The following is a 10,066-nucleotide window of genomic DNA, read 5'->3' as shown; positions in this document are numbered from 1 at the left end:
GTTTCGGCCTGCCGATCACCGACAGCATCACGACCCAGTTGGCGTACAACATATCGCAGGAAAAATATAAAGTTGACGATGGTTGCTTGACCGATGGGGTTTATATTCCTGGCAGCCCTTGCAATATCTCAACTGCAATCCTTGATGGCATCGATCAGAGCCCTTGGATCAAGTCGTCGGTCAGTCTCGGGCTGGTCTACAACACCATCGACGACATGAAGAACCCGCATGAGGGTATCTATGCCAACACAACCGTCGAAGTGGCCGGTCTTGGCGGCGATGCCAAGTTCGTGAAGATCACGGGACGCGGCAGCGTCTATCAGACGTTGTCCGAGTCGCTTGATCTTGTCGGCCTTATTTCGGGCGGCGCCGGCCATGTCGAGGGTTATGGCAGTGACGGCCTGCGTATCTTCGATCAGTTCCAGAGCACGGACCGCATGATCCGTGGCTTCGCCTATGGCGGTATCGGGCCTGTGGATCCTCTCACGGGTGACCATCTCGGCGGTACGACCTACTTCAATGCTTCTGCTGAAGCCCAGTTCCCGCTGCCAGTCGTTCCGGAAAGCTTCGGCCTTCGCGGAGCTGTGTTTGCTGACGCGGCGACTCTCTATGGCAGCAAGGTTACGAGCGTTGCTCAGGAGTCAACGGACATGCAGCTGCGTGCCTCTGTCGGCGTTGGTCTGATGTGGGCGTCGCCGTTCGGTCCGATTCGTATCGACTATGCGATCCCGGTCAAGAAGGAAGCGCGCGACGACGTGCAGGAATTCAACTTCGGCATATCGACCCGCTTCTGATCGGCGGCCAACGATGCTCCCGGGTCTTCAGGGTCCGGGAGAAATGTTCCGACCTAGCTGGATATAGCTTCTGGAATGACCGATCCGGTGTTCTTCGCGCCATCACGCCGGTATACGGCGGGCGAAGTCGCGAATCTGACCGGCTCGGTGCTTGTCGATTCCGGCCACTCCAATATTTTGATCGAAGCACTCGCGCCGGCCAGCGAGGGCGGCGAGAACGCGCTCGTCTTTGTCGACGGCAAGCGTAATTCCGCGCTGATGCCGTCGCTGCGGGCTGCCGCGGTGCTGTGCCCGGCGGAATTTGCCGGCAAGGCGCCGGCAAGCGTTGCCGTTCTCATTCATCCGCGTCCACAACAGGCCTTCGCGCTGATCGGGCGTCTGCTGTTTCCGAGGGCGGCGACACCAGGGCCAATGACCAGCGAAACCGGCGTCTCGCCGCACGCTCACGTCGATGCGACCGCCCATGTCGAAGCCGGTGCCGTCATCGAGGCCGGCGCGGTTGTCGGGCCAGGTGCTTCGATCGGCAGCGGCACCGTCATCGCCCCAAATGCGGTCATCGGACAATCCTGCCAGATCGGCCGCGACGGCTATGTCGGTCCGGGCGCCAGCATCCAGTATGCCTTGATCGGCAATCGCGTCATCATTCATGGCGGCGCCAGGATAGGCCAGGATGGTTTTGGCTTCGTCGGCGGGGCCAAGGGTCCTGAGCGCGTGCCGCAGATCGGCCGTGTCGTTATCCAGGACGACGTCGAGATCGGCTCCAACACCACCGTCGATCGCGGCGCCATGTCCGATACGATCATCGGCCAGGGCACCAAGATCGACAATCTCGTGCAGATCGCCCATAACGTCCGCATCGGCCGCAATTGCATAATAGCCGGGCTTTCGGGTATTTCGGGTTCTGTGGTCGTAGGTGACAATGTCACCATGGGCGGCGGCGTCGGGCTTGCGGATCACCTGACCATTGGGACAGGGGCCAAGCTTGCCGCCAGAAGTGGATTTATGAGCAATGTCCCTGCAGGCGAGATCTGGGGCGGCTATCCGGCACAGCCAATGGCGGAAGCCATGCGGGAGATAGCCATGCTGCGCAAGCTCGCCAGGACCCGCAAACAGGGCGAGGGAGGCAATGGCTGACATGATCGCGTCGACGACGCTGGAGGCGGTCGACATTATGGGGCTGATGAAGCTCCTGCCGCACCGCTATCCGTTCCTGATGATCGATCGTATCGTCGACATCGATGGCGACGAATCCGCTGTTGGCATCAAGAACGTGACCATAAACGAGCCGCATTTTCAGGGCCATTTCCCTGAGCAGCCGGTCATGCCGGGTGTGCTCATCGTCGAGGCGATGGCGCAGACGGCCGGCGCCATCTGTATCCGCAGCCTGGGTACCGAAAAGCCGTCGCTGGTCTATTTCCTGACCATCGACAACGCCAAATTCCGCAAACCGGTGGTTCCCGGCGACCAGTTGAAGATCTATGTCAAGAAAATCAAGAAACGCGGCAACCTGCTCAAATTCGCTTGTGAAGCCATGGTCGACGGCGCCAAGGCGGCCGAGGCCGAGATTTCAGCCATGATGGTCACCAGCGACTGACGATCGAGTGCTTATGAAAATCAAGACATCCATTCATGCTTCCTCCATTGTCGAGGAAGGCGCCCAAATCGGCCAAGGTGTGCGCATCGGGCCGTTCTGCCATGTCGCTGCCGATGTGGTGATCGGCGACGACGTCGAACTGGTCAGTCATGTCTCGGTGATGGGCGCGACGTCGATCGGCGCCTCGACCAAGGTCTATCCGATGGCGACATTGGGCGCACCGCCGCAGAACACCAAGCACAAGGGCGGCCGAACCACCTTGGTCATCGGCAGGAACTGCACGATCCGCGAAGGCGTGACCATGCATCTCGGCACCGATTCCAGCCGCGGCGAGACGACGGTCGGCGACAATGGCAATTTCCTTGCCTACGCCCATATCGCCCATGATTGCGTCGTCGGCAACAATGCGACGTTCGCCAATGGCGCAACGCTGGGCGGCCACTGCGAGGTCGGCAACAATGTCTATATCGGCGGACTGACCGCAGTGCATCAGTTTGTCCGCATCGGCGACAACGCCTTTCTCGGCGGCTGCTCCGCGATCGTCGGCGATGTCATCCCCTTTGCCATAGCGGTCGGCAACCGCGCCAGCCTACGCGGCCTCAACATCATCGGCCTCAAGCGCTCCGGCCTGCCAAGGTCCGAAATCCTTGTGCTGCGCAAGGCTTACAGGATGATCTTCGATCGTTCCCGCACCGTTGGCGAGAACATCGAGTTCGCCAAGGCGGAGTTCGCGTCGTCGCCGACCGCCATGAAGATCATCGATTTCATCACCAGTCGCGGCAAGCGGCACTATGCTGTGCCGTCGCTCAAGGGCGGCGATGGCGACGATGTCGATGACGAAGACTGAGACAGCGGCAGCGCGTCTTGATCTTCCGCCGGGCTCCAGGGTCGGCATCATTGCCGGCGGCGGCAGTCTGCCGGTCGAAGTCGCGGCCGGTTCGGCTGAACAAGGCTATCCGCCCTTCGTCATCCTGATGGAAGGCGAGGTCGACCGCATCGCGGAGCTCTCCCGATACGATCACGAAAGCCTCGCTCTGGAAGGTATAGGCTCGCTGGTCCCATTGCTACGGCGGCACCGGATCACCCATCTGGTGCTTGCAGGCGAGATCAAGCGCCGGCCGCGATTGCTTGCGCTGCGCCCCAGTCTCAGCCTGCTCGCGGTAATTCCGCTGGTCGTCATGGCGCTCGCGCGTGGCGACGATGGCCTGCTGAAGGTCTTGGCGAGGGGCCTCGAAGCCCGTGGAATAAAGGTTGTGGGAGCGCATGAAATCGTGCCGAGCCTTGTCGCCGCCGAAGGCGTCCTGACCAACGCCGCGCCACAAAAGTCGGACTGGCGTGACATCGAGGCAGGCCTTGACGCAGCAAAGGCCATCGGGGCGCTGGACATCGGCCAGGCCGCGATCGCCATCGGTGGCCGGACCATTGCGCTGGAAGGCATCGAAGGAACAGCCGGATTGCTTGAGCGGGCAAAGCTTTTACGCGGCCACGGCCGTATTGCGGGCAAGACCCGCGGCGTCCTGGTCAAGTGCGCCAAGCCTGGCCAGGAACTGCGAGCGGATCTTCCGTCCATCGGCCTGCAGACGGTCGAAGCAGCGCATGCAGCCGAGCTTGCCGGGATTGCCGTCGAGGCGGGACGTTCGCTGGTTCTCGAAGGTCCTGAAACCATCGCGCGCGCCAACGCACTCGGCCTGTTCGTCATTGGCCTGCCTGCCACGACGGAGCCGCACAGTGGCTGACAGGGCATTGAAGATCGCGATTGTTGCCGGCGAGGAGTCCGGCGACCTGCTCGGCGCCGACATAGTACGCTCGCTCAGGCAGGCGGCCGGGCGCGAGGTGCAACTCGTCGGCCTCGGCGGCCGTCATTTGCAGACGCTGGGACTGGTCTCGCCATTCGATGCCGGTGAGATCGCCCTCATGGGGTTCAGTGCCGTCCTGCGCGACCTTCCGCGCCTGATGCGGCGGATCAGCCAACTGGCCAAGACCGTTGCCGACGAAAAGCCGGATTGCCTCGTCACCATTGACAGTCCGGACTTTTCGTTGCGCGTCGCCAAAAAGGTGCGTGCGGCCAACCCGTCGATTCCGATCATCCACTATGTCTGCCCGAGCGTGTGGGCGTGGCGGCCGGGCAGGGCGGTCGCGATGAAGCCCTATGTCGACCACATCCTCTGCATCCTGCCTTTCGAGGTTAAGGAGTTGGAGCGGCTCGGCGGGCCATCGGGCACCTATGTTGGGCATCGCCTGACGCACGATGCGGGCTTGCTCGCTGCAGCCAAGGCGCAGGAGTTGCCGCGCGACCTTTCTCCTGATCGGGTCAAAACCTTGCTCGTCCTGCCCGGTTCGCGGCGTGGCGAGGTACGGCGGCTGCTCGACCCGTTCGGCGAGACGGTGTCGATCCTGCGCGCGCGCGGCCACCGCTTGCGGCTGCTGCTGCCGACCGTCCCGCATGTCGCCGACCTCGTCAAATCTTCCGTCAACCGCTGGGATGAAAAGCCTGAGATCATCGTCGAGCCCCAGCGCAAATGGCAGGCTTTCGGCAGGGCCGATGCGGCGCTGATCGCGTCCGGGACGGTATCGCTGGAACTGGCGCTGGCCGGCGTGCCGATGATTTCCTGCTACAGGCTCGACCCGGTCGCGCGCATCTTGGCGCCGTACCTCGTTTCCGTCTGGTCGGCGCTGCTGCCCAATCTGATATCGGATCGAGCGCTTATTCCCGAATTCTACGACGGCTATATCAAGCCGAACAATCTTGCCCGGCAATTGGAGGCACTGTTCGCCGACAGCGGCATGCGTGCCTGGCAGAAGGATGGATTTGCAGAGATCAGGCGGCGCATGGCTACGGGCAGACCGTCCGGCGAGATCGCCGCGCAGGTGGTGATGCGGTATGTCAAGAGAGTGAGTAGTCAGTAATCAGTAGAAATGGTCGACTTCACTACTCACTACTCACTACTCACTACTCACTACTCACTACTCACTATTTCCTAATTCACCGCTTGGCGATCGGCACGTAATCCCGCTCCGGTGCACCGGTATAGAGCTGGCGCGGGCGGCCAATCTTCTGGCGCGGATCCTCGATCATCTCTTTCCACTGGGCGATCCAGCCGACGGTGCGGGCGACCGCGAACAGCACGGTGAACATCGTGGTGGGGAAGCCCAGCGCCTTCAGCGTAATGCCGGAATAGAAGTCGACATTCGGGTAGAGCTTCTTCTCGATGAAATAGGAATCGGTCAGCGCGATCTTTTCCAGCTCCATGGCGATGTCGAGCAGCGGATCGTCCTTGATGCCGAGCTCGCCCAGAACCTCATGTGCCGTCTTCTGCATGATCTTGGCGCGCGGATCGTAGTTCTTGTAGACGCGGTGGCCGAAGCCCATCAAGCGGAACGGGTCGTCCTTGTCCTTGGCGCGGGCGATGAATTCCGGGATGTGATCGACATGGCCGATCTCGCCAAGCATGTTGAGCGCCGCTTCATTGGCGCCGCCATGCGCGGGTCCCCACAGGCAGGCTATGCCGGCGGCGATGCACGCAAACGGGTTGGCGCCCGACGAGCCGGCGAGGCGAACGGTCGAGGTCGAGGCATTCTGCTCGTGGTCGGCGTGCAGGATGAAGATGCGTTCCATGGCGCGCGCCAGCACCGGATTGATCTTGTATTCCTCGCAAGGCACGGCAAAGCACATATGCAGGAAGTTGGCGGCAAAGTTCAGCTCGTTCTTCGGGTAAATGAAGGGCTGGCCGATGTGGTATTTGTAGGCCATCGCCGCGATCGTCGGCATCTTGGCGATCAGCCGCATGGAGGCAACCATGCGCTGGTAGGGGTCGGAAATGTCGGTGGAGTCGTGATAAAAGGCCGACAGCGCGCCGACCACGCCGCACATCACCGCCATCGGATGCGCGTCGCGGCGGAAGCCGGTGAAAAAGCGCGACATCTGCTCATGCACCATGGTGTGGCGCGTCACGCGGTAATCGAAATCGTCCTTCTGCGCCTTGGTCGGCAATTCACCGTAGAGCAGGAGATAGCAGACCTCGAGGAAGTCGCCATGTTCGGCCAACTGGTCGATCGGATAGCCGCGGTGCAACAGGATGCCGGCGTCGCCGTCGATGAAGGTGATTTCGGACTCGCAGCTTGCCGTCGAGGTGAAGCCGGGATCGTAGGTGAAAGCGCCGGTGGTTGAGTAGAGCGAGGCGATGTCGATCACATCAGGCCCGACCGAACCGCTTCGCACCTTGAATTCATGGGTCTTGCCGGCGAATTCAAGCGTTGCGGTGGCCTCTTGGGTCTTGCCCAAATCCAGTTTTTTCGCAGCTTCGGTCATTGCAAACTCCTTCTTGTTTCCTCATGCCGGCAAAGGCAAATTTCGCAGAGCGACACGTCGAAAATCACCGCAATGCGCGTATTCGCCACCGCATTTCAGGAGGTGCGTGCCAGATTGGGCCAAGGCCTAATGTTGCACTGCGAAACCCGCCTTTCAATGCCAATCTTCTTGGGCCAGTTTGCTCCTAATCGATTTGATCTGAGATGCGCGCCAGGCTTTCCTCGCGGCCGAGCACGGCGAGCACATCGAACACGCCCGGCGAGGTGCTTTTGCCGGTCAAAGCGGCGCGCAAAGGCTGGGCCACCGCGCCGAGCTTGTGGCTGCCGGCCGCCGCCACCTCGCGGATCGCCGCCTCCGCCGAGACGGCTGTCCAGTCACCCGCAAGCCCGTTCAAAGCTTCGTGAGCACTGCGCAGGATCTTGCGGGCATCGTCGGTGAGCAGAAGGGCCGCCTTGTCGTCGATCGGCAGCGGTCGCGTGGCAAACAGGAAGGCCGCGCCGTCGACGAGCTCCACCAGCGTCTTGGCGCGCTCCTTCAGGCCCGGAAGCGCTGCCAGCAACTGCGCCTTGGTGCTGTCGTTCAGGCGTGCGGCGATCGCCGGGCCACCTTCGAGGTAGGGCAGGGTGGCGATGAAGATGTCGAACAGTTCGGCATCGCTCATGCGACGCATATGTGCGCCGTTGATTGCCTCCAGCTTGGCGAAGTCGAAGCGCGCCGCGCCCTTGTTGACGTCGCCGATGTCGAACCAGGAAATCATGTCCTTGATCGACATGATCTCGTCGTCGCCATGGCTCCAGCCGAGACGCGCCAGGTAGTTGAGCAGCGCCTCCGGCAGGTAGCCCATGGCGCGATAAGCCTCGACGCCAAGCGCGCCGTGCCGCTTCGATAGCTTGGCGCCATCGGCGCCGTGGATCAGCGGGATATGCGACATGGACGGCACGTCCCAGCCCATGGCGTTGTAGATGACGGTCTGGCGGGCGGCGTTGGTCAGATGGTCGTCGCCGCGGATGATGTGGGTGACGGCCATGTCATGATCGTCGACGACGACGGCATGCATGTAAGTGGGATTGCCGTCGGAACGCAGGATGATGAAGTCATCGAGATCCTTGTTAGGAAAGCGCACGTCGCCCTGGACCCGGTCATGGACGACGGTCTCGCCTTCGGTCGGCGCCTTGATGCGGATGGCGCCCTTGGCACCTGCGGGTGCCTCTGAGGGGTCGCGGTCGCGCCAGCGGCCATCGTAGCGGGGTGGCAGCCCCTTGGCTCTGGCGGCCTCGCGCATGGCCTCCAGTTCGGCTGGCGTGGCGTAGCAATAATAGGCCTTGCCGATGCGCACGAGCTCCTCGGCCACCTCGCGGTGGCGGGGCGCACGCTCGAACTGCGACACCGGCTCGCCGTCCCAGCTCAGGCCAAGCCAGGAAAGCCCGTCGAGGATGGCAGCCGTCGCGGCTTCATTGGAGCGTTCGCGATCGGTGTCCTCGATGCGCAGCAGCATCGTGCCGCCGGTGTGCTTTGCATACAGCCAGTTGAACAGCGCCGTGCGCGCGCCGCCTATGTGCAAATAGCCGGTGGGCGAGGGGGCAAAACGGGTGACGACCTTGTCGGACATGGAACTCTCGGAAACCATCTGAAGCGGGGTGCGGTCGCGCGGACTTTCGCGCTTTGCGCGTTCATGTAGCATAGGGTGTCGAGGGCGCAAGGGGCAGACCCGATGGCTGGACGAGGCTGGGGCTCGGATCAGGGCGAGGACGCTGCCATTGGCGTCAGCGAACGGTCCCTGTTTGCGCCTCTGCCAGCCTCATTGCCGCCGCCGTCGCCCCTCGTGCCGGATTCCGGCAAGCTGCCCTTGCAAACGGGTATCGCCGCCTCTGTTCCTGTTGCCGGAACCGGCAGGATCGTGCGCGTGCGCCGGCAGATCGGCCTGATATCACTGCCACGCCTGCGCCACAGCGTGAACATGGCGGCGAGCCTGGAACTCGACCGGGGCGTGGCCTTCCTGCTGGTACCGGTCTGCCTTGCGATCGGAGCGATCGGCTATTTTTCGCTGACGGCTGAACCCGACTTTGCGAGACCTGTCGCGGTTGTCATCCTGACGGGGATCTGTGCGCTGGTCTCGCGCTCATGGCCAAAGACCCATCTGTGTTTCATGGCGGCACTTTTGTGCGCCCTAGGGCTGCTTGCTGCCAAGGTCGAGACGTGGCGTGCGGGCACACAAATGTTGGGCTCGGAAATCTCGACGCAGGTGACCGGCCGCGTCGTCTCGCTCGACCGTATGGAAACTGGCCGTATCCGGCTGACCATCGACGTAACATCGACCGCAAGACCGAAACTGCGCTATGCGCCGGAACGGGTACGGCTTTCGGCACGCAAGATCCCGGCTGACGTGACCGCAGGCTCTCTCATCACTGGATATGCCAAGCTTTTGCCGCCGACCGGGCCGGTGCGACCGGACAGCTATGATTTCTCCTTCGACAGCTATTTTGCCGGCATTGGCGGCAGCGGGTTCTTTCTCGGCAATCCCAAGCTTGTCGTCAGCGATGATGGCGACATGCCGCTGTCGGCCCGAATTTCCTCCAGCGTGGAAAATGCCCGTGAAGGCATCGCCGACCATATCAGGGCGAGCGTCGGCGGCGCCGAAGGCGAGATCGCCGCGGCGCTGATCGTCGGCGTGCGCGCCGGCATTCCCGACGACATCAATGAGGCGATGCGACGTACCGGCATCTACCACATCATCTCCATTTCGGGACTGCATATGGCTCTGGTCGCCGGCACCATCATGGGGTTGCTGCGCGGCGCCTTCGCCTTGTTTCCCGATTTTTCCGCGCGTCGCCCGGTCAAGAAGTATGCCGCTGCCGCCGCACTGTTCTCGATCGCAGCCTACCTCGTCATCTCAGGTATCGTCGTCGCCGCCGAACGCAGCTTCATCATGCTGGCAGTGATGCTGATTGCAGTTCTGTTCGATCGAGCAGCACTCACCATGCGCAATCTGGCGATCTCGGCGATCGCCGTCATCGTGGTGTCGCCGCATGAGGTGGTCGGCCCGAGTTTTCAGATGTCGTTCGCCGCGACCGCGGCTCTGGTCGGCGCCTATGCCGGCTGGGCGGATCACCGCGCGGGAAAAGCAAGAACGCCGCCGCCGAAGCGATCCTTGCCCGGGTTCCTGACACGAAAATTCCTGCTGGCGGCAATCGGTCTGGCCATGACCTCGATCATCGCCGGCAGCGCCACGACGCTGTTTGCCATCTGGCATTTTCAGCGTGTGTCGCCGCTCAGCCTGTTCGCCAATCTCGCGGTTATGCCGATCGTCACCGTCGTCATGTTCCTGGCCGTCGCCAGCGCGCTGCTGATGCCTTTCGGATTGGATTGGCC

General features: G+C 62.3%; 9 protein-coding genes. 7 read left to right on the top strand and 2 right to left on the bottom strand.

Translation table 11 applies throughout. The features are described from left to right. The 6 genes from EN884_RS12800 to lpxB all read left to right on the top strand — a co-directional run. Nucleotides 1-794, top strand: a 794-nt coding sequence (locus EN884_RS12800) for a BamA/TamA family outer membrane protein (RefSeq protein ID WP_164894992.1), incomplete at its 5' end; no start/stop codon positions are given. A gap of 75 nt (nucleotides 795-869) precedes the next feature. After that, entirely contained in the window at nucleotides 870-1,928 is a 1,059-nt protein-coding gene (gene lpxD / locus EN884_RS12795) for a UDP-3-O-(3-hydroxymyristoyl)glucosamine N-acyltransferase (protein WP_063167970.1), read from the top strand. Then, nucleotides 1,921-2,388 (top strand): 3-hydroxyacyl-ACP dehydratase FabZ, encoded by a 468-nt coding sequence (fabZ, locus tag EN884_RS12790; protein WP_027036657.1) that lies wholly within the window; start codon nucleotides 1,921-1,923, stop codon nucleotides 2,386-2,388. Before lpxD ends, fabZ begins: the two co-directional genes overlap by 8 nt. Before the next feature lie 13 nt (nucleotides 2,389-2,401). Next, a complete protein-coding gene (gene lpxA, locus EN884_RS12785; RefSeq protein ID WP_063167971.1) occupies nucleotides 2,402-3,235 on the top strand; it encodes an acyl-ACP--UDP-N-acetylglucosamine O-acyltransferase in 834 nt (277 codons plus the stop codon). Further along, on the top strand, nucleotides 3,207-4,124 hold the full coding sequence (locus tag EN884_RS12780; protein ID WP_063170233.1) for an LpxI family protein: 918 nt from the start codon (nucleotides 3,207-3,209) through the stop codon (nucleotides 4,122-4,124). Before lpxA ends, EN884_RS12780 begins: the two co-directional genes overlap by 29 nt. Further along, nucleotides 4,117-5,295, top strand: coding sequence for a lipid-A-disaccharide synthase (lpxB, locus tag EN884_RS12775; protein ID WP_063167972.1), 1,179 nt, complete (start codon nucleotides 4,117-4,119; stop codon nucleotides 5,293-5,295). Before EN884_RS12780 ends, lpxB begins: the two co-directional genes overlap by 8 nt. A 76-nt stretch (nucleotides 5,296-5,371) precedes the next feature. Here lpxB and gltA read toward each other — a convergent pair whose 3' ends face one another. Next, nucleotides 5,372-6,697: a citrate synthase gene (gene gltA, locus EN884_RS12770; RefSeq protein WP_013531749.1), complete on the bottom strand. Its 1,326-nt coding sequence runs from the start codon at nucleotides 6,695-6,697 to the stop codon at nucleotides 5,372-5,374. 184 nt (nucleotides 6,698-6,881) lie between these two features. Then, nucleotides 6,882-8,306 carry a glutamate--tRNA ligase gene (gene gltX, locus EN884_RS12765; RefSeq protein ID WP_063170234.1) on the bottom strand — a complete coding sequence of 475 codons (1,425 nt, stop codon included), beginning with the start codon at nucleotides 8,304-8,306 and terminating at the stop codon, nucleotides 6,882-6,884. 102 nt (nucleotides 8,307-8,408) lie between these two features. Here gltX and EN884_RS12760 point away from each other — a divergent pair. Further along, on the top strand, nucleotides 8,409-10,066 hold a 1,658-nt coding region (locus EN884_RS12760; protein WP_164894991.1), incomplete at its 3' end, for a ComEC/Rec2 family competence protein.

This window comes from Mesorhizobium sp. M7A.F.Ca.AU.001.01.1.1 (assembly GCF_004022735.1).
Classification (GTDB): Bacteria; Pseudomonadota; Alphaproteobacteria; order Rhizobiales; family Rhizobiaceae; genus Mesorhizobium; species Mesorhizobium ciceri.
The sequence above is the reverse complement of the archived record's forward strand: the minus strand, read 5'-3'. Positions and strand labels throughout refer to the sequence as shown.